Genomic DNA, 25,539 nt, shown 5'->3' with positions numbered 1-25,539 from the left:
CCGCCGCCAGGCTCAACAATAGCGCCCCCATTCACGACAGGAGCCCCGCGATGCGACGGCTGATCGCGACCACCCTGATGCTGCTGGGCCTGGCCCCGGTGGCTCAGACCCAGGCCCAGGACACCTTCCGCTTTACCGCCATTCCCGACGAGGACCAGACACGCCTGGTCGAGCGTTTCCAGAAGGTCGCCGACTACCTGGCCGACACCCTGGATGTCGACGTCGAATACGTGCCGGTGAAGTCCTACAGCGCCGCGGTGAGCGCCTTCCGCAACGATCAGGTGCAGCTGGCCTGGTTCGGTGGCCTGTCCGGCGTGCAGGCACGCCGCCTGGTGCCGGGCTCGCAGGCGCTGGCTCAGGGGGTCGAGGACGCCGCCTTCCACAGCTACTTCATCGCCAATGCCGATACCGGCATCGCCGCCGACCAGGACCAGCTGCCCGAGTCGCTCGAGGGCCACTCCTTCACCTTCGGCGCCAAGACCTCGACCTCCGGCCGGCTGATGCCCGAGTACTACCTGCGCGAGCGCTTCGGCGAGGCCCCCGAGTCACTGTTCTCGCGGGTCGGCTTCTCCGGCGACCATACCCGCACCATCGCCCTGGTCGAGTCCGGCACCTATGATGTCGGCGCCGTCAACTACTCGGTGTGGAATGCCGCCGTCGAGGCCGGACGGGTCGATACCGACAAGGTCCATGTGGTCTGGGAGACCCCTGCCTACCCGGACTACCAGTGGACGATTCGCGGCGATGTCGACGAGCACTTCGGCGACGGCTTCACCGACCGTGTCCGCCAGGCGCTGCTGGGCATGACCGACCCGGACCTGCTCGAGAGCTTCCCGCGCCAGGGCTTCATCCCGGTCTCCAACGATGCCTACGCACCGATCGAGACCGTCGGCGAAGACCTCGGCCTGCTGCGCTGAGCATGAGTGACGCCGAACTGCTGTCGCTGGCCGGCGAGGATGTCGGCCACGGCAGCCAGGTCGTGCTTCCCCGGTTGTCGCTGACCCTGCGCACCGGCGAACGCATTGCCCTGCTCGGCCAGAGCGGCGCCGGCAAGTCGACCCTGCTGGCCACCCTGCGCCGGCGCCTCGACACCGATGCCGCCTGGTGCCCGCAGAGCCACGGCCTGGTGCCGCAACTGGCGGTCTACCACAACGTCTACATGGGCCGCCTCGAGCGCCACTCGGCGCTGGCCAACCTGTGGAACCTGATCCGTCCCGATCGCCGGGCCTGGACCGAGATCGAAACCCTGTGCGGGGAACTGGGCCTGGCCGGCCTGCTCAGGCGCCCGGTCGCCCGGCTGTCGGGTGGCCAGCGTCAGCGCGTGGCGATCGCCCGCGCGCTCTATCAGCAGCGCCGCCTCTTCCTCGGCGACGAGCCGGTGGCCAGCGTCGACCCTCATCAGGCGCTGCGCCTGCTGGCGCTGATCGATGCCCGCCATGACACCAGTGTCGTCGCCCTGCACCAGCGGGAGCTGGCGCTGTCCCACTTCGATCGTGTCTGGGGGCTGCGCGACGGCCGGCTGGTGCTCGACGCCACGACCGATACGCTGACGCTCGACGACCTCGACCGTCTCTACCCCGACGCCGACGCCGCCTCCAGCGCCTCGGCCGACGAGACAGCGCATGGCTGAACCCACCGCTCCGGGCATGCTGCACGGCGACTCGCCCGGGCTGCGGCTGGCCCGACGCTCGCTGGTGCTGGTCGCCCTGTGCATCGTGCTGCTGCCCTTCGCCGACCTGTCGGTGGTCGCTCACGACCCCTGGGCGGAGCTGAGCCGCATGGCGACAGGACTGGCTCTGCCCCATTGGCGCGAGCTGAGCTCGCCGCTCCAGGCCATCGGCCTGACGGTCAGCGTGGCCCTGTGGGGGACCCTGCTCGGCGTGCTGCTGGGCTTTCCGCTGGCGCTGGTATTCTTCCGCTCGCGGCTGGTGCGCACCGCCTGCGCCTTCGTGCGCGCCATCCACGAGCTGTTCTGGGCGCTGCTGTTCCTGCAGGTCTTCGGCTTCTCGGCCGTCACCGCCCTGGCGGCGCTGGCCGTGCCCTACGCCGGCATCTTCGCCAAGGTCTATGCCGAGATTCTCGAGCAGACCCCGCGTGACGCCGCCGACAGCCTGCCGCCCGGCGTCGGCCGCCTGTCGCGCTTCATCTATGCGGAACTGCCGCTGGCCTGGGAACGGCTGGCCGCCTACACCCGCTACCGCTTCGAGTGCTCGCTACGCGCCAGCGTGCTACTAGGATTCGTCGGCCTGCCGACCCTGGGCTTCCATCTGGAAAGCGCCTTCCGCGAAGGCCATTATCATCAGGCCGGGGCGCTGCTCTGGCTGTTCTACCTGCTGATCGGCACGATCGGTTTCTGGGGGCACCGCCGCCTGCTGCCGCTGCTGACACTCGGCAGCCTGTTCCTGCTCGGCCCCTGGCCGCATGTCGATAGCGGCCTGCTGTGGCGCTTCGTCAGTCACGATCTATGGCCGGCACCGCTGCTCGATGGCGATTGGGCGGGTCTCATGGCCTGGCTGGGCAATATCCCCGATCTCGGTCCGGCGATCGGCAACACCCTGCTGCTGGGACTGATGGGCACCGTGGGCGCGCTGATCATCGCGCTGCTGCTGTGGCCACTGGCCAGCCGCCACTTCGGCAATCCGGCCACGCGGCTGGGCGGGCGTGCCCTGCTGGTCGGGCTGCGCTCGACGCCGGAGCTGATGCTGGCGTTCATCTTCCTGCTGCTGCTCGGCCCCTCGATGCTGCCCGCCTGGCTGGCCTTGGCGCTGCACAACGGCGCGCTGATCGCCTTTCTCGCCGCCCGCCACGCCGACAACATCGAACCCGGTATGCCGGGGCTTCCCGCAGGCGGCCGCTACGCCTACGAGCTGCTGCCGCGTATCTACCCCGGCCTGCTCGCCCTGGTCTTCTACCGCGCCGAGGTGATCATCCGCGAGACCGCCCTGCTCGGCATGCTGGGTGTGGCCACCCTGGGCTTTCACATCGATTCGAGCTTTCAGTATCTGATGTTCGATCAGGCGTTCTTCCTGCTGCTGGTCACCGCCGGGCTGAACATCGCCGTCGACGCCCTGGCGCGGCGTTACCGGCCTCGCGAGGTGGTGATGGACGATCCGTGCAGCCGCTAGGCTTTGTCCGAAAACTGCCTGCGCTCGGCAATACGGCGTTAAAAACCGGCTCGGGCGCGAGTCCGATCAAAATGCTCATTTACACCCCGTAAACTCGCGTGCGAGCCCAGTCCGCTTTTTCGCCGATTTTTGCCTTGTCTTTCCTTCGCTCGCCGACTTTTCGTACAAAGCTTATAGGATCGAGACCCGCCGCCCCCCCTGTTCTATCCTTAGACACATTTATGAGCCACGCCGAATATTGATCGCCATCAAGGTTGCTAAGCTGGAAAAGTGAGACGTCTCACTATACTTTCGAACTGGTAATACCAGTTCAGGAAGGACTCGATGGCGGACCACAACGATCTGCTCCAACGTCGCGGCGACGCCGACGACGTCCATTGCCGGCATTGCAGCCTGAGATCGCTGTGCCTGCCGCAGGCGCTCGACGACCGGGATCTGGAGCGTTTCAACGCTATCGTGCGACGGCCGGGCCACTTCAAGAAGGGCAGCCTGCTGGCACGGGAAGGCGCGCCCCTGCACAGCCTGTTCGTCGTGCGCTCGGGCAGCCTCAAGCAGGTCAGCCATACCGGCGGCCGGGAACAGTTGACCCGCTTCTTCCTGCCCGGCGAGCTGGTCGGCCTGGATGGCCTGGACACGCTGCGCCACCCGGGGTCGGTGCGGGCGCTGGAAGCCGCCACCATCTGCGACATTCCCTATACCAGCCTCGACACGCTGGCCGAGCAACTCCCTGCGCTGCGCACCCAGCTGTTCCGCAGCATGAGCCGGACGCTGCGCGAGGACCGGCTGCTGATGGGGCACTTCACGCACCAGTCGGCCGACCAGCGCCTGGCGACCCTGCTCTGCGAGCTCTCGGAACGCTTTCACCGCCGTGGCTACTCGGCCCACCGCTTTCGCTTTTCCAAGTCCCGCGCCGAAATCGGCAGCTATCTGGGCATCGCCATGGAAACGGTCAGTCGCGTTCTCGGCCAGTTTCAGCAGCAAGGCCTGATAACCATCAGAGGCCGTGAAGTATGGATTCTCGACCTGCCTGCACTGGAATCCCTGGCCCGAGGGGACAGGCTGACGGTGCTCATACCCACGCCATCCAGGCTCGCACCACCCGCCAGGACATCGCCCGATGCACAGATAGCGACACTGTCCTTGGCTAATCATTGACTCCGGCTCACCATTCAACAGCCAGGGCCAATGAGGGCCGCTGTCGACTCACGTCCCGGCAACCTCACTCCGGCACGGAAGCATTCATGGCTGGGTGCTTCCTGCCATTGCCCCGCCGCCGACATAGAGCAACAGGAAAGATTATCCGCGCCCCTTTTCTGCCGAATGGCCCGCAGATCTGCCGATATGGCTCGCAGAAGTCTTTGAGAAAAGCCGACATCACGTCGTTGTCTTTTCTATTGCACTTTGCTTTTCGCACTGTATAACGAAGGCAATTGCATCGCACGCCGTGCCCTGCCGACGCCCTCTTTATTGCAGCGCCTCTCTATGCCCCAGCCTCCACGCCCGGACCACCCCCCCCTCCACACTGTCGCCCCAGAACGGGCTCGCTCTGCAGGCGTGGCTGCTGATCCTGATCGTCCTGGGTATTCTGGTCGGTAGCATCAGCCTTTTTCTTGACCGCCTTCCGCACGCTGCCCTGCTGCAACACTGGTGGCTGAGCTCGGAAGGCGGCATCGCCGTCTTGCTGGCCAGCGCGGGGCTGCTGGCCCTGGCGCGTCAGCATCGCATGATGCGCTCTGTACTGGCACTGCTGATGCTGGCGGTGGCTCTCTACGGGCTGGGCCAGTATATGCTGGCGGCGCCACACGACAGACTTGCACCGGTAACAGCATACCGAGGCCTGCATCCGCTGCCGGCGGGCCTGCTGGTGCTGGCCGCCGTCGGCTATCTGCTGCCTGCCCAGTGGCGGCTTGCCCGCCCTGCCTGGCGTCTGATCGGTGGCGTCGCGATCATGACCGGCGCTCTGACACTCGGCATGACGTTGTTTGCCGCCATCGGAACAGACACCAGCTCGACGGCCGGCTTCTCCCCCGTTGGCAGCCTGTTCGCGGCGCTGCTGGGCTCCGGTTTTTTGATCGTCGCCAGACACGCCCCTGACCCGGCGCTGACGCTGCCGCGCACCGCCCTTGTGGCCGGCACGGTCGGCGTGACCCTGAGTCTGGCCGTCTGGCTGACCAGCGGCTGGGTACAGCACCATGAACGCCTGGATGCAGCCGACAAGCTGGCCGCCAATGTCGCGAAAGGCTTCGTCCAGCGGCTCAGCGACAGAGTGCACATGCTCGAACGCCTCACGGAACGCTGGGAGGCACAGGACGGCCTGCCTGACTCGCGACTGCGCAATGTCGAGGCGCGCACCTACCTGAGCGATGAACCCAGCCTGAAGGCCATGGCCTATCTGGCCGCCAACGGCGCCCAGAACTGGCGCATCGGCCGTTCTACCGAGGACCTGCAGTGGCTGATGGCGCAGCTGGCGCAACCGGCCACACAAAGCTGGTTACATCGACAGAACGAACTCAGCAGCACGACCTTCTGGCGTTTTCCGGACCCGGAGCGACCGTATCTGGGCCTGCTCGCCATCACCCTGAACGGTGGGGTCGGCACCATGCTGGCCACCCTGGACATGCGCGATATCGTGCAACTGCAGGCCCATGTCGATACCGGCGGCTTTACCCTCCATTTCATGCTCGACAGCCAGCCGTGGGCCACTCTTTCCGACCGGGACTGGAGCAACAGCATCACTCCCCAGACGTTCGCCGCCCGGCAAATCCCGCTCCCCGGCGGCCCGGTCTTCACGCTCACGGTGCTCGATGGGCCGATGCCCCTGAGCAGCCTGGAGGGCACCCTGCCGTTCATCTTCGGTCTGCTGGGGCTGCTGTTCAGTCATCAGTTGATCCTGAGCCGCGCCCTGCTCGCCGTGCGTGCGGCGCAGGCCCAGGCGCTCGACTACAGCGAGCAGCGGTTTCGCTCCCTGTTCACCCGCCACCCCGATGCCGCCTTCGCCTACAATCTCGACGGCGCCTACACCGCCATCAACCCCATCACCGAGGCGATCGTGGGCGTGCCGGAACACAAGCTGCTGGGGCGCCACTTCCGCACCCTGATTTGCGAGCCGGCCTGCTCGAAGGCGGATATCCGGCGTACCGAAGCCGCCTTCCGACACGCCGCCAGCGGCCGTACCGACACCTACACCCTGCGTTTCTGGCGTGATGCCAGGACGGTGCAGGATCTCGAAGTCGTCATGGTGCCCATTATCGTCAACGGCACGGTGGACGGCGTCTTCGGCATCGCCAAGGACATCAGCGCGCGCGTCAGCTCGGAAGAACGCATGCGGGTGCTGGAGCGCAGCGTGGAAGCCAGCAGCAACGCGATCGTCATCCTCGACGCCCGGACCGCCGGGTATCCCGTGGCCTATATCAACCCGGCCTTCACCGCCATCACCGGCCACCAGAAACAGGATGTTCTCGGCCGCCCACCCCATGCCCTGACCGGCCACGCGGCAACCAGCGACATCGCCACCGCGATTCGCCAGACCATCGAGCAAGGCGAGACGCTGACCACAACCTTCCGTGCCCACAAGGCCGATGGCAGCCCCTACTGGAACCAACTGCTCATGTCGCCGGTACGCGATGCCGACCAGGGGATCACCCATTTCGTCGGTATCATGACCGACGTCACCGAACATCGTGAACAGGAACGCAAGCTGGCCTACCAGGCCACCCACGACGCGCTCACCGGGCTCGCCAATCGCGCCCTGTTCAGCGAACGGCTGAGCCAGGACGTGGACTTCGCCGCGCGCAAGGGGCGCACCGTCGCCGTGCTGTTCATCGACCTCGACGGCTTCAAGCCGATCAACGACACCCTCGGCCACAAGGTGGGCGACGAGCTGCTGGTCAGCGTGGCTCGTATCCTGACGCATAGCCTGCGCACCAGCGACACCCTCGCCCGCCTGGGCGGCGATGAGTTCGTGCTGCTGCTGCCCGACCTCAACACGCCCGAGGAAGCCGAGGATGTTGCAGGGCGCCTGCTCGACGAACTCAACAAGCCGCATCGAGTCGGCCCGCACGAACTGCACATCTCGGCGAGCATCGGCATCGCGACCCACACCGGGCCGCTGCATGAACCGGAAGAACTGCTGCAACATGCCGACATGGCCATGTACAAGGCCAAGCAGCAGGGACGCAACGCCTGGGAGCGCTATACCGTGGACCTCGACAGCCGGCAGAGCGGGCGCGTCACCCTGCGCACCCAGCTCCAGGAGGCCATCGAGCAACACCAACTCAGCCTGCACTACCAGCCGCTTCTCGACCGCCATGGCCGCGTCGAAAGCCTGGAGGCCCTGGTTCGCTGGCACCACCCCACCGAGGGGGTGATCTCGCCGGGTGTCTTCATCCCCTTGGCCGAGGAAACCGGGCAAATCATCGCCCTGAGCCGCTGGGTGATGCGCCAGGCCTGTCAAGACGCCTGTCGGCTGGTCGACGAGGGGCTTCTCCACGGCCGGATGGCCGTCAACCTTTCTCCGCTGCAGTTCCACCGCGCCAACTTCCTCACCGCCCTTCGCGACACCCTGGCCGCTACGGGATTGAGCGCTCGCCACCTGGAGCTGGAGTTGACCGAAGGCATCCTGATGCACGATACCGGCGGCGCCATCGACACCCTCAACGCGCTGCGCGGCATGGGCGTCAGCACCGCCATCGACGACTTCGGCACCGGCTTCTCCAGCCTCAGCTATCTGCGCGACCTGCCCATCGACAAGATCAAGATCGATCGCAGCTTCGTCACCGACGTGGCGACCAGCGACAAGGATGCCGCCATCTGCCGCAGCGTCATCACCCTGGCTCGGGATCTGAACCTGAAGATCGTGGCGGAAGGGGTCGAAACCGAGGAGCAGCATGGCTACCTGCTGTCGCTCGGCTGCCATACCTTCCAGGGCTATCTGTTCGCCAAGCCCATGCCGCTGGAAATGCTGATGCCCTGGCTGGCACAACGGGCCGAGTCCGTCGGTACGAGCCCATCGGTATCGCGACCGGCCTCACCTGAGCCATCTCCGGCTTCTCCCGGGCATCTCGGCCCGGGAGCGCGGCACCGACACCCGGCACGCTCCCGGCGACACCCCGCCTATCATTTTGCCAAACGATGTTTTAGGATCAGCGCTCCTTTGGGGAGTAGCCGATCCTCGACCCTGACATCGAGGAGGCCTGCATCAACAAACTCGACACCACCGTGTCGTGGTGCAGGCGACCGACTCCGGTTGGCGAGACCAAGGGTATGCCGTGTGCTCGAGGTCGGGCGCGCGCGGCATGCCCCTGGCCAATCGCCCGACCCGGAGATAACCATGACCCTGGCTTCCACCCTCCTGCTGGCCTTTGCCATGTCCACGGACGCCTTCGCCGCCGCCATCGGCAAGGGAGCGGCCCTCCAGCGCCCCCACTTCCGTGAAGCCCTGCGTACCGGCCTCATATTCGGCACCATCGAAGCCACTACCCCCGTCATCGGCTGGGCCATGGGCATGGCCGCCTCGCGCTACGTCGCCGAGTGGGACCACTGGATCGCCTTCACCCTGCTGCTGCTGCTCGGTGGCCACATGATCAAGGAAGGCTTCTCCCAGAACGACGACGAGGCCGATGAGCGCCCCACGCAGCACTCCTTTTTGCGCCTGGCGCTGACCGGCTTCGCCACCAGCATCGACGCGATGGCGGTGGGCGTCGGGCTCGCCTTCGTCGACGTCAATATCGTCTCCACCGCCGCGTTCATCGGTCTGGCGACCCTGACCATGGTGACGCTGGGCGTCATGCTCGGCCGCGTGCTCGGCCATGTGGTCGGTCAGCGTGCCGAGATCGTCGGCGGCGTGATCCTGATCGGCATCGGCACGCTGCTACTGATGGAGCACCTCGGCATGCTGGCCTGAGCCGGGCCATGGGCGCCACAGTGGCCCGCAGGCGGCGACTCGCGTAGGGTATAGCCTGCGTCGACGGCCATCCCGGCAGGACGCGCAGGCCCTCGGCAGTGACAGGACCCGGCACCATGAACTCTCCTTCTCTCCATCTCCAGGACTGGCGCGCCTGGCTCCCCGACGGCGATGCCGGAGGCGACACCCGCATCGCCACCGACACCCGACCCGGCGGCCGCTCGCTGCCGGCGATGCTGCGCCGCCGCGTCAACCTCGCCGGGCGGGCGGTCGCCGACCTGCTCGCCGAGCTCGACCCCGACGCGGACAGCATCCTGCTGCACGCGTCGCGTCATGGGGATGGCGAGCGCACACTCGAACTGCTCTACGCGCTGGCCGAGGATGCTCCCCTGTCACCGGCCCGCTTCGGCCTATCCGTGCACAACGCCGTGCTGGGTGTCTACTCCATCGCCAGCGGCAACCGCCGCTCGCTGCAGGCGATCGCCGCCGGCGGCGACGAGCTGGCCGCCCTGTTCAGCGAGGCCCGCGGCTACCTGGCCGAGGGCGCACCGCAGGTCATCGCCGTGTTCAGCGATGTACCGGTACCGCCGCGCTTTGCCGATCATGCTCCCGCCTCCCGCGGGGCGGCGGCACTCGCCATGCGTCTGTCGCTCGACAACGGCCGGGCGATCCACGAATCCCCCTGGCAGGGCGGCGGCGACCCGCCGCAGCCCGTCGACGTCATCGCCTGGCTGCGGGACGGCGGCGAGCTGGGCAGCCCCCTGCGAGGCCGCGCCTGGACGCTGGCCCCCTGATGGCGCTTGCCTCGAATCCGGCGCCTCGCATGATTCGTCACCTCGACCCGCTATGGCGCCGGCTGATCACCCCGCTGGCCTTCGTCGGCTTCGCCGTCGCCGCCCTCACGATCGGTGCCCTGTTCGCACCGATGACGCGGCTGATCAGCCCCGACCGGGCTACCGCCCAGCGTCGCACCCGACATCTGGTGCGCCTGACCTGTCGCGCCTACCTGGCCTCGCTGCGTCATGCCCGGCTGATCGACTACCGGGTGTCCGGCATCGATCGGCTGGCCGGCGGTGGCCGCCTGCTGCTGGCCAACCACCCCACCCTGCTCGACGCCCTGTTCCTGCTCGCCTACACGCCGAATGCCAACTGCATCGTCAAGGGCCCGCTCGCCCGTCACCCGGTGACGAGTGGCGTGATTCGCGCCGCCGGCTTCATCACCAACCGCCGGCCATGCGCCACGTTCAAGGCCGCCTGCCGGGCACTGCGCGGCGGCCAGTCGCTGATCGTGTTTCCCGAAGGCACGCGTTCGACGCCCGGCCAGCCGGTACGCCTGCGCCGCGGCGGCGCCGCCATCGCCGTGACCAGTCGCACCGCCGTCACGCCGGTCCGCATTCGCTGCCGTCCCAGTACCCTGACCAAGGGCGAGCCGTGGTATCGTGTGCCGCCGCGCCGCCCCGACTTCCGTATCGAGGTCGGCCGACCGCTCCCGTCCACCGTGCCGTCGCCGACGACACAAGAGGCGGTCGGCGACCTGACGCAGCGCCTGGAAACCTATTTCAACCGCCCCCACAAGGGATGAGGGAGCCCATGACGACAGAACTGGAACTCGAGCTCAAGCAGCTGATCATCGACACCCTGGAACTCGAGGACGTCACCCCCGAGGATATCGACCCCGACGAACCGCTGTTCGTCGAAGGCCTGGGACTCGATTCCATCGACGCGCTCGAACTGGGCCTGGCCCTGCAGAAACGCTACGGCATCCAGCTGGAGGCCGACAGCGAGGAAACCCGGCGCCATTTCGCCAACCTGCGCACCCTGGCGGCGCTGGTCGAGGCGCGCCGTACCCAGTAACCCGGCCACTGACGCACGCCCCTCATGGACCGGCCCTCCGTCTCACGCTCGCCCGCCGGCCTGCTGATCGGCGCCGCGACCCTGGCCTGGCCGTGGCTCGTCACCCGCTGGCAACCGGCCGGCGGTTGGCCCTGGCTGGTGCTGCTGACCGCACTCGTCGCCTGGCGCCTGCCGGTCGGACACAAGCGCTGGGCCCTCGGGCTGGGCATCCCCGCCGTGCTGCTGGCGGCCGGCGGACAGGCGACTCTGGTCATGCGGCTCTGGCCGGTGCTGGCCAACGCCGCCCTGCTGGGCCTGTTCGCCCGCTCGCTGCGTCACCCGCCGAGTGTCATCGAACGGCTCGCGCGGCGTCAGACGCCGGACCTGCCGCCCAGCGGCGTGCGCTATACCTACCGGGTCACCCAACTGTGGTGCGGTTTCTTCGCCGTCAATGGCACGCTGGCGCTGGCCACGGTGATCCATGGCGACCCCGCGTTATGGTCGCTGTACAACGGCGGGCTGGCCTATCTGGCGATGGCCCTGTTGTTCGCCGGTGAATGGCTCGTGCGCCAGCGCGTCAAGAAGAGGGCTTCGTGATGAACGACTCCCCCCTGCGCCAGGCTCGCTGGCGCGACCCGGACCCGTCGCGGTGCGTCGGCTGGCTGCCCGCCGGCCGCGTCACGCTGGCCGACTTCCAGCGGCGCATCGGTGCCTGGCAGGCCTGCCTCGACACGCTCGCCGCCCCCGGCCGCTGCTATGCCCTGCATGACCGCGACCCGCTGGCCTTCGCCAGCGCCCTGCTGGCCCTGTGGGAGCGCGGCGACAGTGTCCTGCTGCCCGCCGACGACCGCCCCGAGACCCTGGCCGGCGTGGATGCCCTGACCCAGGCCCGACTGGGCGATGTGCCCGGCGGCCATCGCCCGGGCACCGGCGCCGCCCCGCGCTGGGGAACACTGAATGCCGGGCGCACGGCGCTCTGGCTGTACACCTCCGGCTCCACCGGCGCGGCGAAGCGCATCCCCAAGTCCTTCGCCCAGCTCGATGCCGAACTGGCCACGCACCGCGACCTCTGGCCGCTCGAAGGGCGGCTGACGATCAGCCAGGTCAGCCACCAGCACATCTACGGCCTGCTGTTCGCCATCCTGCGCCCGCTGGGCGAGGCGGCGCCGATGGCCGGCGTCCTGTGCCGCTACCCGGAAACCCTGCACGCCTGGCTCGCCGCGCTGGACGATACCGGTCAGGCCGAACTGATCAGCGCCCCGCCGCCGCTGGAGCGGCTGCCCGATACGCTCGACTGGCCCCGGGTGCGACAGCGCCTGGCCGCCGTCTACAGCTCCGGCGCCCCGCTGCCGGCCGCGGACGGGCAGCGCGCCCACCGGCTGCTGGATGCCCCGGTTCGCGAGCTCTACGGCAGTTCGGAGACCGGCGGCATCGCCTGGCGCGACACCCATCGGCAGGACGACGCCTGGACGCCGCTGCCCGGCGTCGCAGTGCGCGCCGACCGCGACGATGACCACCTGTGGCTGCATTCGCCCTATCTCGACACCCGCGACTGGCAACGCCAGGCCGATCGCATCCGGGAAGCCGCCGACGGCCGCTTTCACTTGCTCGGCCGTGCCGACCGTATCGCCAAGGTCGGTGGCAAGCGGTTGTCGTTGACCGCCATGGACTGCGCCCTGGAGGCCGCCCCCGGCGTGCACCGGGCCCGTACCGTGGTACTGCCCGACCACAGCGGCCGGCTCGGCGCGATCGTTCAGCTCGACCCGGCCGACATCCCTGTCGAGCACGGCGCCCGTCGGCGCCGCATCGCGGCCTTGCGCGAGCCACTGATACGCGCCTTCGAGCCCACGGTGATCCCCCGCGCCTGGCGCTTCGTCGAGACCTGGCCGGTCAATGCCCAGGGCAAGCTCACCGCTGAGCGCGTCGAACGATTGTTCCGCGACCGCCGGGACCCCACGCAGCCGCGCTGGCTGGGCGTCGACACGCCCGGCGACGCCCACTGCCGCGTTACCCTCGAGGTGCCGGAACGCCTGGCTCACCTAGCCGGGCATTTCCCCGGCCGGCCGGTGGTGCCGGGTGTGGTGATGGTCCAATGGGCGTCCGATCTGGCCCGCGAGCACCTCGGCGTGACGGGGGCCTTTTCGCACCTGGAACGGGTCAAGTTCCCCCAGCTGCTGCTCCCCGGCGAGCGCGTCACCCTGGCCCTAGAGTGGCACGGCGACACGCAGCGACTGGACTTCCGCCTCACCGGCCGTCACGGCTGCCATGCCAGCGGCCGGATGTACTTCCGTGCAGGAGACCCGCCATGACAACGGCTCGCCCCTGCGTACTGATCCCGGTCTACAACCACGAACACGCCATCGGCCGCACCTACGCGGCGATCCGGGAGCGTCTCGGCTTGCCACTGCTGCTGGTCGATGACGGCAGCGACCCGGCGTGCGCCGCGACTCTCGATGCCCTGGCGGCGGCCGAAGATATCCAGCTGATTCGCCTGCCGCGCAATCGCGGCAAGGGCGCGGCGGTCAAGGCCGGTCTCGCCGAGGCGGCACGCCTGGGCTATACCCACGCCCTGCAGGTCGATGCCGACGGGCAGCACGACCCTGCCGACCTGCCCGCCTTCGTCGCCGACCTGTCCGCCGACGACGCGCGACTGCGCATCGGCTATCCGCGCTTCGATGCCAGCGTCCCGCGCCATCGTTTCTACGCCCGCTACCTGACCCATGGCATGGTCTGGCTCGATACCCTGTCGTTCGCGCTGCGCGACACCATGTGCGGCGTCAAGCTGTTTCCCGTGGCCGCCACGCGCCGGCTTCTCGCCCGTCACGGCTGTGGCGAGCGCATGCAGCTCGATACCGAACTCCCGGTGCGCTGGGTCTGGGCGGGCGGTGAGGTGCTCAACCTGCCGGTTCGGGTACACTATCCGCTCGACGGGGTGTCGCACTTCGCCCTCGGCCGCGACAACGCGCTGCTGGTGGCGATGCACCTGCGGCTGTTCGCCGGCATGCTCTATCGCCTGCCGCGCCTGGTGTGGCGCCTCGTCCAACGAGCCACCGGGAGGAACGACGCGTGAACGCCACGGAAAAGGCGCCGCGCCACTGGGCGCGCATCCAGGAATCGGGCAGCGTCGCCGGCATGCGGATCATGGTCTGGATCCGCCGCCGGCTGGGCCCCCTGCCGTTTCGCTTCATGCTGGCATGGGTGATTCTCTACTACTATCTGCGCCGCCCGCTGGCCCGGCGTGCCTCGCGGCGCTATCTCAAGCGCATCTGGCCGTACCATGCCGGCGGCGCGCCCGGCGGCATGGCGTTGCTGGTGATGCGCCACTTCTGGGCCTTCGGGCGCTCACTGATGGACAAGGTCGACGTCTGGAGCGGCCTGGCGCTGGATGTACGCATCCCCGATGCCGACCGCGCCCGGCTGGACGCCGCCATCCGCAGCGGCCGGGGCGGGCTGATGCTGGTCTCGCATCACGGCAACCTCGAGATCTGCAGCGCCATGAGCCACACCCGGGACGACTTCCACGTCACCCAGCTGATGCACACCCGCAACGCCGAGAAGTTCAACACCCTGCTGGCCCAGGCGACCCACCGTCGCCCCCCCGAGATCGTCGAGGTCAGCGAGATCACGCCCGCCACCGCGATGCGCCTGGCCCGGCGCATCGATGCCGGCGGCTTCGTGGTGATCGCCGCCGATCGCGTGCCGGTGGGCGAGTCCGGGCGCACCCGGGACCTGGACTTCCTCGGCGACGCCGCGCCCTTTCCCGAAGGCCCGTTCCGGCTGGCCGCGCTGCTGCGCTGTCCGATCTACACGCTGGGCTGCGTGCGCGACGGCGATCATCACCGCATCACCTTCGAGCCGTTCGATGACACATCCACCCTGAGGCGCCGTGATCGCGACGCCTGGTGCGATGCCGCCATGCCCCGCTACGTCGCCTGGCTGACCGAGCAGTGCCGGCGTCACCCGCTGCAATGGTTCAACTTCTTTCCCTTCTGGCACGCCGATGACCGCTGACAACACTCGCCCCTGGCTGACGCTGGACGGCACCCCCGTCCCGCTCGAGAGCGTCGCGCGGGTCGCGCGGCGCGACTGCCGCGTGCGCCTCACCGACGCCCCTGCCTTCCGCCGCCGCATCGAGGCCGGCCCGGCCTTTCTCGAGCGCCTGCTCGACGAGGACGGCGTCATCTACGGCGTGACCACCGGCTTCGGCGACGCCTGTACCCGCGCGGTACCCGCCGACCAGCTCGAGGCCCTGCCCCGACAGCTGTATACCTTCCATGGCTGCGGCCTGGGCGAGGTGCTGGACGTCGAGACCGCCCGCGCCGTGGTCGTCGTGCGGCTGATCTCGCTGTGCCGCGGCCTGTCCGGGGCGTCGTGGACCCTGCTCGAACGCCTCGTCTGGCTGCTCGAGGAGGACGTGATACCGGTCATCCCCACCGAAGGCTCGGTGGGCGCCAGCGGCGACCTCACCCCGCTGTCGTACCTGGCCGCGGTGCTCTGCGGCGAACGCGAGGTCTACGACCGCGGCCACCGCCGCGCCACCGCCGAGGCCTTCGCCGAGCGCGGCCTCGCCCCCTACCGGCTGCGCCCCAAGGAAGGCCTGGCGCTGATGAACGGTACCGCGGTGATGACCGCCCTGGCCTGCCTGGCCTGGGAGCGCGCCGAACATCTCTCGCGGCTCGCCACTCGGGCCACGGCGATGAACGTCTGGGCGCTGGACGGCAACCCCTACCACTTCGACGCCACCCTGTTCGCCGCCAAGCCGCATCCCGGCCAGCAGCGCATCGCCGCCCGCCTGCGCGCCGATCTTGCCGTCGACGCCGAGGCCCGCACCCCACGCAACTCGCCGCGCCTGCAGGACCGCTACTCGACCCGCTGCGCGCCGCACGTGATCGGCGTGCTCGAGGACAGCCTCGGCTGGCTGCGCCGCTTCATCGAGGACGAGCTCAACAGTGCCAACGACAACCCGCTGATCGACCCCGACGGCGAGACGGTGCTGCACGGCGGCCATTTCTATGGCGGTCACATCGCCTTCGCCATGGACGCGCTGAAGCCCCTGGCCGCCAACCTCGCCGACCTGCTCGACCGCCAGCTGGCCCTGCTGGTCGACCCCCGCTACAACCACGGCCTGCCGGCCAACCTGAGCGGCGCCGAGCCCGAGCGCGCGGCGCTCAACCACGGCTACAAGGCGGTGCAGATCGGTGTCTCGGCGTGGACGGCCGAGGCGCTCCAGCACAGCCTGCCGGCCAGCGTCTTCTCGCGCTCCACCGAGTGCCACAATCAGGACAAGGTGAGCCTGGGCACCATCGCCGCCCGCGATGCCCTGCGCGTGCTCACGCTCGTCGAGCAGGTCGTCGCCGGCGTGCTCCACGCCGCCTGCCAGGCACTCGAGCTGCGCCGGAGCCTGAGCGACGAGCCGCCGGCGGTGCTGGCCGCCTGGCTCGCCGCCTGCCGCACGCACATCGCGCCGCTGGCCGAGGACCGCCCCCTCGAGGACGAGCTGCGACGGCTGTGTCGGGTCCTGCCCGAACTCGCCGCCACGCTGTACCCCGACACCCCGGCCCACACCGCCGACTGACCCATCGACCGGAGATTGTCATGCGCCTGTTCGTACTGCTCATGCTGGGACTGCTGTCGAGTCCGGCCCTGGCCTTCGACCTCGCCGACCTCCAGCACCGGCTCGGCGACACCCAGGGGTTGAGCGGTCGCTTCGTGCAGACCCGCCACCTCGCCGACCTGGATACCGATCTGGAGAGCCGCGGGCACTTCACCTATCAGCGCGGTAAGCGGGTCGTCTGGGCGCTGGAGCAACCGGTCGAGGACCGCCAGGTCTTCACGCCCGCCGACGCCCGCGCGGCGGACGACGCGCCGGGCGATACCGGCGATGACCGACGCCGTCGCCAGATCGCCGCACTGCTGCTGAACCTGCTCGACGGCGACTGGCAGGCGCTCGAACGGCGCTTCTCGCTGACCCTGAGCGGCGACGCCACGGCCTGGCAGGTGGCGCTCGCGCCCCGCCAGGCCGCCCTGCGCGAGCGTCTCGCCGAGGTGACGCTCGCCGGCGGCCGCTACGTCGAGCGCCTGCGGCTCGAGACCGCCGACGGCGACACCCTCACGGTACGCTTCAGCGACCTGCAGCCCCTGGCCGGAAGCGACCCGTGACGCGCCCGGCGGCCCTCGGCAAGCACCTCGCCCGGCTATGGGGGCTGGTGCTGTTGGCCGGCGTGGTGAGCCTGGCCTGGCAGCTGCGCGACGGGCTGCCCAGCGACACGCGACTGACCGCGCTGCTGCCCCAGGACCGCCAGAATCCGCTGCTCGAACGCGCCGACGCCCGGCTCGGCCGCGCCTTCGAGGATCGCTTCGTGCTGCTGCTTGACGCGCCGGCCCTGCCCCGGGCCACCGCCGATCTCGCCGAGCGGCTCTCCGCCGCCGACGGCGGCCGGCTGCTGACCCGCCTCGACTGGCGGGACGTGGACTTCGCCGACAGCGATCCCGCCGCCGTTTTAGGCCCTTACCGCTACCGGCTGCTCACTCCGTCGCTGCGGCAGGCGATCGAGCAGGACGGCGGCACCTCGCTGGTTCAGCCGGCCCTGGCGCGGCTGTTCTCGCCGGGTGGCGACCCCGAGCCGGTGGCCGACCCCTTCGGGCTGCTCGACCGCTGGCTGGCCCAGCAGGACGACAGCCCCGTCTCGAGCTGGCAGGGCCTGCTCACGGTGCGTGACCGGGATGGCACGCGCCGCTCGCTGCTGATCGGCCGGCTGGCCGACACCCCCTATGCCCCGTCGGCCCAGCAGGCACTCACTCGGGCGCTGCGTGCCTTCGAAGCCGCGCATCCCGATGCCCGGCTGCTGCATTCGGGGCTGATCTTCCACGCCGCCGGCGGCGCGCGTCAGGCCCGCCACGAGATCACCACCATCGGGCTGGGGGCCTTTCTGGCGCTGATCGTCATCCTGCTGGCGGTGTTTCGCTCGCCACGCACCCTGCTCGCCCTGCTGCTGCCGCTGGCCGGCGGCCTGCTGGTCGCCACGCCGCTGACGCTGGCGCTGTTCGGCCGGCTGCACCTGCTCACCCTGGCCTTCGGTGCCAGCCTGATCGGCGTGGCCATCGACTATGCCCTGCACCTGCAGTGCGAACGCGCCGTCCAGGGCCGGCGCTTTCACCTGCGGCCGCTGCTACCCGGCCTGGCCCTGGGGCTGGTTTCCAGCCTCGCCGCCTATCTGGCCCTGGCCCTCGCACCGATGCCGGGGCTGCGCCAGATGGCCCTGTTCGCCGCCGCCGGGCTCGCCGGTGCCTGGCTGACCGGCGTGCTGTGGCTGCCCCGCCTGGCGCTGCCGGTGCACCCCGCCACCGCCCGGATCGCCGCACGCTGGTGGTCGCTCACCACGCCGCGTCGTACGCTGGCGCCCGGCTGGTTGGCCGTGGTGGCACTGATCCTGCTGGGCGTGATCGCCTGGCGGCTGACCGCCGACGACAGCCTGCGCCTGCTCAACCCCTCGTCGTCCGCGCAGCTGGCCGAGGAGCGCCAGGTCCAGAGCCTGCTGGGCCGTGACACCGGCAGCCGCTACTTTCTGGTGACCGCCGACGACGAGCCCGCCCTGCTCGAGCGGCTGGCCACCCTCGGTCAGCGACTGGACACGGCCAGCGCCGACGGCCTGACGATCGGCTACCGCAATCTGGCCGACCGCGTGCCGCCGCCCCGCATGCAGGACGCCAATCTCGCCGCGGTGCGCCGCCTCTACGGCGAGCCGCTGGCGACGCTGGTCGAACGCGCCGGCCTGCCGGGCTCGGTGATCGACAAGGCCCGCGCCACCCTCGACAGCGTACCGCGGCTGGATGTCGCCACCTGGCTCGACGCCCCCGCCGGCACGGCCGACCGCCGGCTGTGGCTGGGGCCGGTCACGGCCGACGACGGCACCACGCGCCTGGCCGCCACCCTGGTGCTCAACGGCGTCGACAGCGCGGCGGAAGGCCGGCGCCTGGCGGCCCTCGCCGACGCCCGGCCCGATGTCTGCTACGTCGATCGCGTGGCGCGCCTGTCGCGACTGCTCGGCGAGCTGCGCCGGCACGTCAGCCTGTGGGTCGGCCTGGCCCTGGCCCTGCTGACCGCCGGGCTCGTGCTGCGCTACCGTCGGCAGGCCTGGCGCGTGGTCACGCCCGCGCTGGGCGCCCTGCTCGGCACCCTGGCGGTGTACGCCGTCGCGGGGGTGCCGTTGAACGTGTTCAGCCAGCTGGGCATGCTGCTGGTGCTGGGGATCGGCCTGGACGCCGGCATCTTCAGCGCCGAGCATGCGCGGCGCCCGGCGACCTGGCTGGCGGTCAGCCTGTCCACGCTGACCAGCGTGCTGGCCTTCGGCCTGCTCGCGTTCAGCGCCACGCCGGCGCTGCACTACCTGGGGCTGACCTGCCTCATCGGCCTGACGCTGGTCGGGCTGCTGGTGCCCTGGGTGCGTCCCGCCCCGCCTCGCATCAAGGAGAGACCGCATGGCGAACACTGACACCAGCGACGTGGTCGTGATCGGCGCCGGCCCAGCCGGCGCCCTGGCCGCCGCCCGACTCGCCGATGCCGGCTATCGAGTGCAGGTCGTCGAACGCACGCAATTCCCCCGCTTCTCGATCGGCGAGAGCCTGCTGCCCCAGTGCATGGAACACCTCGAGCGCGCCGGGCTGCTCGATACCGTCCTGGCCGGCGACTACCAGCTCAAGAACGGCGCCGCCTTCACCCATCGCGGCGTATCGACCGTCATCGACTTCCACGACAAGACCACGCCGGGCTGGTCCACCACCTTTCAGGTGGAACGGGCCGACTTCGACCAGCGCCTGATCGAGGCCGCCCGGGCACGCGGCGCCCGGGTCGACTTCGCCACCACGGTGGATGCCGTCGAGCCCGACGCCCGGCACCCCCGGCTCACGGTGCGCGATGACACCGGCCACACTCGACGGCTCGAGACGCGCTTCATCCTCGATGCCAGCGGCTACGGCCGCGTGCTGGCCCGCCGGCTGGGGCTGGCCCGCGACCCGCGGCTCGAGTCCCGCACGGCCCTGTTCACCCATGTGGCGACCGAACTCGATGCGCGCTTCGACCGCGACAAGATCCTGATCGGCGTGCATCCCGATGACGCGCGGCTGTGGTACTGGCTGATTCCGTTTCGCGACGGCCGCGCCTCGGTGGGCGTGGTCGGCGACACCGCGACCCTCGAGGCCGCCGGAAGCGATGCCGAAAGCCGCTGGCGGGCGCTGGTCGACGCCGAACCGCGGTTCGGCGAGCTGCTCGCCGGGGCCCAGCCGGTGCGTCCGGTGGAGTCACTGGCCGGCTATTCCGCCGACGTCGAGCGCCTGCACGGCCCGGGCTTTGCGCTGCTCGGCAACGCCGGCGAATTCCTCGACCCGGTGTTCTCCTCCGGGGTGACCATCGCGCTGCGCTCGGCGGACATGGCCGTGCCGCTGGTCGAGCGTACGCTGGCCGACGAGTCGCCCGACTGGGCAGCCGAGTTCGAACGCCCGCTGCGCGCCGGGATTGCCACCTTCCGCGCCTTCGTCGACGCCTGGTACGACGGCCGCCTGCAGCGCATCATCTTTCACCCCGACCCGCCCGCCGAGCTGCGCCGCCGGATCAGCGCGGTACTCGCCGGCTACGCCTGGGACCGCGGCAACCCCCTGGTCACCGCCAGCCGGCGGCGGCTCGACCTGCTGGCCGAGCTGTGCGGGCCTCTTCCGGAGGCCCGCCCATGAAACGCCGTCCGGTCTGGCCGGCCGCCTGCCTGGCATTGCTGCTCGGCGGTTGCTCGCTGGCCCCGCCGCTGCCGCCCGCGCCGCGCCAGTCTCTGGCCGCGACGGCGACCACCGTCCAGCGGCGCATCAGCCTGATCCCGGACGACACGCGGCGCGCACCCCGGACCCTGCTGGCGGTGCTGCGCGTCCGGGGCGCCGGCTGGCGGGCGGCCTTCCTCACGCCCTACGGTCAGCGGCTGGTGACCCTGATCCACGAGGACGGCGACAGCCGCTATCGCGAGGGCGACGTGCCGCTGGCGACGCTCGGCGACACGCTGCCGCCGGCCGACTGGCTCGCCGCCCGGCTCGACTGGTGCCTGTGGCCGGTCGCCGCGCTGCAGGCCGCCTTCGACGGCACGCCCTGGACGGTGGACGTCGCCGACGGAGCCCGTATCATTCGCCATCATGGGCGCACGGTGGCTCGTATTACCCCGGCCGACGCCGAGTTCGCCCGCGCCGAGACGGTGCGGCTCGACGATCGCCGGGGCGGCTACCGCCTGCGCATTTCCCCGCTGCCGGAGACCTCCCATGAGTGATGCCACTGTTCGATCGCCGTGCCGTCTCTCCGCCCCCGGCGTGGTCTGCAGCCTGGGCGACGACCTGCTCCCGGTGATGGCCGCCCTGCGCGAAGGCCGCCGCGGGCTGACGGCGAGCGATGCCTTCACCCCCGGCCGGCGCCTGCCGCTGGGCCGGGTGACGGTGCCCCTGCCCGCCGACGCGGACTGGCCGGCGGCGCACCGCAGCCGCAACAACCGGCTGCTGGCCCGGGCCCTCGAGCGCCTGGGGCCAAGCCTCGAGGCCGTGCTGGCACGCCACCCCCGCGAGCGCATCGGCGTGGTGCTGGGCAGCAGCACCTCGGGAATCGGCGAGACCGAGCAGGCCCTGGCCGTCGCCGGGCGTGACGGCCCGCTGCCCGAGGACTTCCAGTATGCGCGCCAGGAGCTGGGTGCCCCGGCCCGCTGCGTCGCCGAGCGGCTGGGACTGACCGGGCCGGTACATGTGCTGTCCACGGCGTGCAGCTCCAGCGCCCGGGCCCTGGCCAGCGCGCGACGCCTGCTGCTGGCCGGGGAGTGCGACGCGGTGATCGCCGGCGGCGCCGACAGCCTCTGCCGGCTGACGGTCAACGGCTTCGCCAGTCTCGAGGCGGTCAGCGACGCGCCCAGCCTGCCGTTTTCCGCCAACCGCGCCGGCATCAACCTCGGCGAGGCCGCCGCGCTGTTCTTGGTGACCCGCGAGCCCGGCGGCATTCAGCTGCTCGGCGCCGGCGAGAGCAGCGATGCCTACCATGTCAGTGCCCCGCGCCCCGACGGCAGCGGCGCCCGCGCGGCGATGGCCGCCGCCCTGGACCAGGCCGGTTGCGCGCCCGAGGCGGTGGACTACCTCAACCTGCACGGCACCGGCACCGGCCACAACGATGCCATGGAGGCCCGGGCGGTCAGCGAGCTGTTCGCCACACCCCCGGCCTGCAGCTCCACCAAGGCATTGACCGGGCATACGCTGGGTGCGGCCGGCGCGCTGGAGGCCGCGTTCTGCTGGCTGGCCCTGCACCACGGCTTCCTGCCGCGCCATGTGCATGACGGCGTCGACGACCCCGAGCTGCCGCGACTGCCGCTGGTCAACACTCCCGAAGGGGCGCCCCGCGTCGCGCTGTCCAATTCCTTCGCCTTCGGCGGCAACAACGTCAGCCTGCTGCTGGCCCGCGACGCGCCGGAGGACGGTCCATGACGCCCCTGCCCTGCGCGATCGCGCCCTACGTCCCCCAGCAGGGGGCCATGTGTCTGCTCGATCGCCTGCTGGCGGTGGACGAGACCTCGCTGAGTGCCAGCGTCGACCCCGCCACCAATCGCCTGTTCCATAGCGACGGCGCGGTGCCGGGCTGGGTCGCCCTCGAGTGGCTGGCGCAGGGCGTCGCCGCCTGGGCCGGCTGGCACGCCGCCCGGCACGGTGCGACCCCGGCGGTGGGGTTTCTCGTCGGCACGCGACGCTTCACCAGCCACCGCCCCGCCTTCCCGGTGGACCGGGCGCTGCGCGTGCAGGTCACGCGCGATTTCGTCGCCGACAACGGCCTGGCCCACTTCGCGGGCCGCGTGCTCGCGGCCGACGACGACACCCTGCTGGCCGAGGGCCGGCTGACCATCTTCCAGCCCGCCGACGAGGAGGCCACGCATGCCTGACTCCCGCCCCGACACCGTCCTCGTCACCGGCTCGAGCCGGGGGATCGGCCGCGCCGTGGCCCTGCGCCTGGCCCGCGACGGCTTCGATGTGGTGCTGCACTGCCGTCGCCAGCAGGCGCAGGCCGAGGCGGTCGCGGAGGAGATTCGCGCCATGGGGCGCGCGGCGCGGGTGCTGTGCTTCGACGTGACCGACCGTGCGGCGGCCCGCGCCACCCTGGAGGCCGACATCGCGGCCCACGGCGCCTACTACGGCGTGGTCTGCAACGCCGGCATCACCGCCGACGGCGCCTTCCCGGCGCTGACCGACACGGCCTGGGACAGCGTGCTGTCGACCAGCCTCGACGGCTTCTACAACGTGGTGCACCCGCTGGTCATGCCGATGATCCGCCGGCGGCGGCCGGGCCGCATCGTGGTGATGTCCTCGGTGTCCGGGCTGATCGGCAACCGCGGCCAGGTCAACTACAGCGCCGCCAAGGCCGGGCTGATCGGCGCGGTCAAGGCGCTGGCGGTGGAGCTGGCCAAGCGGCGCATTACCGTCAACGCCGTGGCGCCGGGGTTGATCGAAACCGACATGGTCGACGCCGAGGCCACCGAGGCGGCCCGGCGCGCCATTCCCATGCAGCGCCCGGGCACCGCCGACGAGGTCGCCGGCGCAGTGAGCTTCCTGTGCGGCCCGGATGCCGGCTACATCACCCGGCAGGTGCTCTCGGTCAACGGCGGGCTGTGCTAGGCAGGCCTCGACAGGCCATTGCCACAGGCTTGCTAAGTTTTTGCGCCCGTCGGCCGATAACATCGGGGAATACCGGATTTCTGCTCCGGCTCACGGATCGAGGGAGACGTGGTGTGATTGCAGTCGTTGTCATTATCGTGCTGGCCACGCTGGCGCTGGGCGGCCTGGGCGTCATGGCCAGCGCCCCGAGCTGGCCCCTGCCGGCCGATACGCTGGCCGCCTACGGCGGCTATGCCCTGTCCCTGGTTGCGGCCATGGGCGTGCTCATCCTGCTGGTGATGCTGGCCCACCAGCAGCGCCTGCAACAGCGCGCCCTGACCCGGAGCCTGGAACTCCAGCAGGCCCAGCAGCGCGGCCTGGAAACCACGCAGCTCATGGAGCGCTTCGTGCATCAGGCGGAACTGCTGCTGGAGCGAGAAAGCCTCGACCCCAACAAGCGCAGCGTACTGCGCTGCCTGTCCATCGATGCACTGCGCGGCAATACCGGCCGCGGCGATCCCAACTACCATCGCCTGGCGCGGCTGTTCGAGTGGCTGGCGCAGGAGGCCGAGGCGGCCGGTCAGGACCCGGTCCGGCAACGCCTGATGGAGCCCGTGCTGCGCCAGTATGCGGAAATCGCCGATCAGCTTTGCCACGTGGGCGAGGCCAACCCGGCGCGGCTGGAGCCTTTCCTGCGCTTCCAGCCGCAGGCCCGCCCCGACGCCGAACGCGTCGAGTCCTGACGGCCTTCAGTAGAGGCGGCTGCCGGTATCCCCCTGCCTGACCGCCGCCGTCACCGTGATTTCGACACGCAGCTCGTCGGCCGGCATCGGGGCGGTAATGCAGGTCCGCGCCGGGGCATGCCCTTCGGGGACCCAGGCATCCCAGACGGCGTTCATCGCCGCGAAATCGGCACCGTCCTTCAGATAGATCGTCGCCGCGAGCAGGTGCTCGCGGTCCGAGCCGATCTCGGCCAGCAGCGCATCGACGCGCGCCAGCATGCTTTCGGTCTGTTCGGTGATGTCGCCGTGGCGTGCCTCGGGGCCGGCCACCTGGCCGCACAGGTAGGCCACACCGTTGTGAATCACCGCCCGGCTCATGCGGGCCTTGGTATCGTGACGCTGGATCATCCGGTCTTTCCTCGTGGTTTCAGGGGGTCAGCGCAGCAGGAGCAGCGGCACATCGGCGCTGCGCAGCATGGCCGTGGTGGTGCTGCCGACCAGCAGGTGGCGAATGCGCGAATGGCCGTAGGCGCCCATGATCAGCAGGTCGATGGCCTGTTCGCGCTGATAGTCGCGCAGGGTGGCTTCCACGTCGCCGGCACGGATCGCCTTGTGGGCCTTGATGCCGGCATCGTTGAGGGTGTCGATCGCCCAGTCGAGCTGCGCCTGAATATCGGCGATATCCGCCCCGACCGTCACCACATGACAGGTCAGGCCGGCGAACAGCGGACTGGCGGCGATCATCTCGATGCCCTTGCGGGTGGTACGGCTGCCGTCGAAGGCGACCATGACCCGCTGGGGCGCGCGGAAGGTCTCGGGCACCATCAGGATCGGCCGATGCACGGCGCGCACCACCCGCTCCAGGTTGGAACCCAGGTGCTCGGACGCCCGGTGGGCGGACTCGCCGCGCTTGCCCATCACCAGCAGCCGTGTCTCGCCTTCCAGGTCATGCAGCGTCTCGACCAGCTCGCCGTTGCGCTGGCGACTGTGGGGTTCGTCAACGCCGTCGTCGACGGCCCGCTGGCAGGCCGCCTCGAGCATCACCCGGCCCTGCTCCCGGGACAGCTTGGCGCGGCGTTCATCCAGCGAGGCCAGTTCCTCGAGCAGGTGCTCGCGGCTGCCCAGGCCGATGTTGCCCGACAGGTTGCCGGCCTCGGGCGGCGCGTGATTGTCGATCACGTGCAGGAAGGTGAGCGGTGCCTCGAGGCGCTGGCTCGCCCAGGCAGCGTAGTCGCACACCGCCGTGGCATAGCCGGAGCCGTCGATGCAGGCCATGACGTGTTCTTTCATCGGGCACTCCCCAGGTTGT

At 70.1% G+C, this 25,539-nt stretch carries 24 protein-coding genes, 1 pseudogene and 1 riboswitch; of the genes and pseudogenes, 22 read left to right on the top strand and 3 right to left on the bottom strand.

The genetic code is table 11. The annotated features are described in order from the left end of the window. Nucleotides 1–50 precede the first annotated feature (50 nt). The 4 genes from ACTCB7_RS15350 to ACTCB7_RS15335 all read left to right on the top strand — a co-directional run bounded on the left by ACTCB7_RS15350 (nucleotide 51) and on the right by ACTCB7_RS15335 (nucleotide 4,280). Entirely contained in the window at nucleotides 51–917 is an 867-nt protein-coding gene (locus tag ACTCB7_RS15350) for a putative selenate ABC transporter substrate-binding protein (protein WP_463007375.1), read from the top strand. A gap of 2 nt (nucleotides 918–919) precedes the next feature. Continuing rightward, nucleotides 920–1,630 (top strand): ATP-binding cassette domain-containing protein, encoded by a 711-nt coding sequence (locus tag ACTCB7_RS15345; RefSeq protein ID WP_463007374.1) that lies wholly within the window; start codon nucleotides 920–922, stop codon nucleotides 1,628–1,630. Next, nucleotides 1,623–3,125 (top strand): PhnE/PtxC family ABC transporter permease, encoded by a 1,503-nt coding sequence (locus ACTCB7_RS15340; protein WP_463007373.1) that lies wholly within the window; start codon nucleotides 1,623–1,625, stop codon nucleotides 3,123–3,125. Before ACTCB7_RS15345 ends, ACTCB7_RS15340 begins: the two co-directional genes overlap by 8 nt. A gap of 324 nt (nucleotides 3,126–3,449) precedes the next feature. Next, on the top strand, nucleotides 3,450–4,280 hold the full coding sequence (locus ACTCB7_RS15335) for a helix-turn-helix domain-containing protein (protein WP_463007372.1): 831 nt from the start codon (nucleotides 3,450–3,452) through the stop codon (nucleotides 4,278–4,280). A 325-nt stretch (nucleotides 4,281–4,605) separates the two neighbouring features. Here the strand turns inward: ACTCB7_RS15335 and ACTCB7_RS15330 are convergent, their stop codons facing one another. Beyond that, nucleotides 4,606–5,598, bottom strand: a complete 993-nt coding sequence (locus tag ACTCB7_RS15330; RefSeq protein WP_463007371.1) for a hypothetical protein — start codon at nucleotides 5,596–5,598, stop codon at nucleotides 4,606–4,608. Here ACTCB7_RS15330 and ACTCB7_RS15325 point away from each other — a divergent pair. From ACTCB7_RS15325 to ACTCB7_RS15240, 18 genes and pseudogenes are all read left to right on the top strand, one after another. Then, nucleotides 5,509–8,010: pseudogene (locus ACTCB7_RS15325) on the top strand (putative bifunctional diguanylate cyclase/phosphodiesterase); the annotation flags it as partial. The gene ACTCB7_RS15330 and the pseudogene ACTCB7_RS15325 sit on opposite strands and share 90 nt — an antisense overlap. Before the next feature lie 264 nt (nucleotides 8,011–8,274). Beyond that, nucleotides 8,275–8,442, top strand: a riboswitch (yybP-ykoY riboswitch). A 12-nt stretch (nucleotides 8,443–8,454) separates the two neighbouring features. Then, a complete protein-coding gene (gene mntP, locus ACTCB7_RS15320; protein ID WP_463007370.1) occupies nucleotides 8,455–9,027 on the top strand; it encodes a manganese efflux pump MntP in 573 nt (190 codons plus the stop codon). A 116-nt stretch (nucleotides 9,028–9,143) separates the two neighbouring features. Further along, nucleotides 9,144–9,821, top strand: coding sequence for a beta-ketoacyl synthase chain length factor (locus ACTCB7_RS15315; protein WP_463007369.1), 678 nt, complete (start codon nucleotides 9,144–9,146; stop codon nucleotides 9,819–9,821). Nucleotides 9,822–9,850: 29 nt separating this feature from the next. Continuing rightward, nucleotides 9,851–10,609, top strand: a complete 759-nt coding sequence (locus ACTCB7_RS15310) for a lysophospholipid acyltransferase family protein (RefSeq protein ID WP_463007368.1) — start codon at nucleotides 9,851–9,853, stop codon at nucleotides 10,607–10,609. An 8-nt stretch (nucleotides 10,610–10,617) separates the two neighbouring features. Beyond that, entirely contained in the window at nucleotides 10,618–10,881 is a 264-nt protein-coding gene (locus tag ACTCB7_RS15305) for a phosphopantetheine-binding protein (protein WP_463007367.1), read from the top strand. 24 nt (nucleotides 10,882–10,905) lie between these two features. Further along, nucleotides 10,906–11,457, top strand: a complete 552-nt coding sequence (locus ACTCB7_RS15300) for a COG4648 family protein (protein ID WP_463007366.1) — start codon at nucleotides 10,906–10,908, stop codon at nucleotides 11,455–11,457. Then, the gene (locus tag ACTCB7_RS15295) at nucleotides 11,457–13,169 is read left to right on the top strand and encodes an AMP-binding protein (RefSeq protein ID WP_463007365.1); all 1,713 of its coding nucleotides are present in this window, start codon (nucleotides 11,457–11,459) and stop codon (nucleotides 13,167–13,169) included. The genes ACTCB7_RS15300 and ACTCB7_RS15295 overlap by 1 nt, the downstream gene beginning before the upstream one ends. Further along, nucleotides 13,166–13,930: a glycosyltransferase family 2 protein gene (locus tag ACTCB7_RS15290; RefSeq protein ID WP_463007364.1), complete on the top strand. Its 765-nt coding sequence runs from the start codon at nucleotides 13,166–13,168 to the stop codon at nucleotides 13,928–13,930. Before ACTCB7_RS15295 ends, ACTCB7_RS15290 begins: the two co-directional genes overlap by 4 nt. Next, on the top strand, nucleotides 13,927–14,871 hold the full coding sequence (locus ACTCB7_RS15285) for an LpxL/LpxP family acyltransferase (RefSeq protein ID WP_224421496.1): 945 nt from the start codon (nucleotides 13,927–13,929) through the stop codon (nucleotides 14,869–14,871). Before ACTCB7_RS15290 ends, ACTCB7_RS15285 begins: the two co-directional genes overlap by 4 nt. Continuing rightward, a complete protein-coding gene (locus ACTCB7_RS15280; protein WP_224421497.1) occupies nucleotides 14,861–16,435 on the top strand; it encodes an HAL/PAL/TAL family ammonia-lyase in 1,575 nt (524 codons plus the stop codon). The genes ACTCB7_RS15285 and ACTCB7_RS15280 overlap by 11 nt, the downstream gene beginning before the upstream one ends. Before the next feature lie 20 nt (nucleotides 16,436–16,455). Next, a complete protein-coding gene (locus tag ACTCB7_RS15275; protein ID WP_224421498.1) occupies nucleotides 16,456–17,019 on the top strand; it encodes a LolA family protein in 564 nt (187 codons plus the stop codon). Continuing rightward, complete coding sequence (locus tag ACTCB7_RS15270) at nucleotides 17,016–19,352, top strand: MMPL family transporter (protein WP_463007363.1); 2,337 nt, start codon at nucleotides 17,016–17,018, stop codon at nucleotides 19,350–19,352. The genes ACTCB7_RS15275 and ACTCB7_RS15270 overlap by 4 nt, the downstream gene beginning before the upstream one ends. After that, nucleotides 19,339–20,586, top strand: coding sequence for an NAD(P)/FAD-dependent oxidoreductase (locus ACTCB7_RS15265; RefSeq protein WP_463007362.1), 1,248 nt, complete (start codon nucleotides 19,339–19,341; stop codon nucleotides 20,584–20,586). The genes ACTCB7_RS15270 and ACTCB7_RS15265 overlap by 14 nt, the downstream gene beginning before the upstream one ends. Then, nucleotides 20,583–21,161, top strand: coding sequence for a DUF3261 domain-containing protein (locus tag ACTCB7_RS15260; protein ID WP_463007361.1), 579 nt, complete (start codon nucleotides 20,583–20,585; stop codon nucleotides 21,159–21,161). The genes ACTCB7_RS15265 and ACTCB7_RS15260 overlap by 4 nt, the downstream gene beginning before the upstream one ends. After that, a complete protein-coding gene (locus ACTCB7_RS15255) occupies nucleotides 21,154–22,350 on the top strand; it encodes a beta-ketoacyl-ACP synthase (RefSeq protein ID WP_463007360.1) in 1,197 nt (398 codons plus the stop codon). The genes ACTCB7_RS15260 and ACTCB7_RS15255 overlap by 8 nt, the downstream gene beginning before the upstream one ends. After that, a complete protein-coding gene (locus ACTCB7_RS15250; RefSeq protein ID WP_163648332.1) occupies nucleotides 22,347–22,799 on the top strand; it encodes a hotdog family protein in 453 nt (150 codons plus the stop codon). The genes ACTCB7_RS15255 and ACTCB7_RS15250 overlap by 4 nt, the downstream gene beginning before the upstream one ends. Beyond that, nucleotides 22,792–23,529: a 3-oxoacyl-ACP reductase FabG gene (gene fabG, locus ACTCB7_RS15245; protein WP_463007359.1), complete on the top strand. Its 738-nt coding sequence runs from the start codon at nucleotides 22,792–22,794 to the stop codon at nucleotides 23,527–23,529. The genes ACTCB7_RS15250 and fabG overlap by 8 nt, the downstream gene beginning before the upstream one ends. 113 nt (nucleotides 23,530–23,642) lie before the next feature. Beyond that, nucleotides 23,643–24,251 (top strand): hypothetical protein, encoded by a 609-nt coding sequence (locus tag ACTCB7_RS15240; protein ID WP_463007358.1) that lies wholly within the window; start codon nucleotides 23,643–23,645, stop codon nucleotides 24,249–24,251. A gap of 6 nt (nucleotides 24,252–24,257) precedes the next feature. On the opposite strand, the gene ACTCB7_RS15235 is transcribed toward ACTCB7_RS15240, so the two are convergent. Together ACTCB7_RS15235 and ACTCB7_RS15230 are read right to left on the bottom strand one after the other, a co-directional pair. Further along, nucleotides 24,258–24,638, bottom strand: coding sequence for a RidA family protein (locus ACTCB7_RS15235; protein WP_463007357.1), 381 nt, complete (start codon nucleotides 24,636–24,638; stop codon nucleotides 24,258–24,260). Nucleotides 24,639–24,665: 27 nt separating this feature from the next. Next, nucleotides 24,666–25,520, bottom strand: coding sequence for a universal stress protein (locus tag ACTCB7_RS15230; RefSeq protein WP_224421501.1), 855 nt, complete (start codon nucleotides 25,518–25,520; stop codon nucleotides 24,666–24,668). Nucleotides 25,521–25,539: the final 19 nt, after the last annotated feature.

It is taken from the genome of Modicisalibacter sp., from assembly GCF_055145905.1.
Note: the sequence above shows the minus strand (reverse complement) of the source record. Positions and strands in the feature narration are given on the sequence as shown.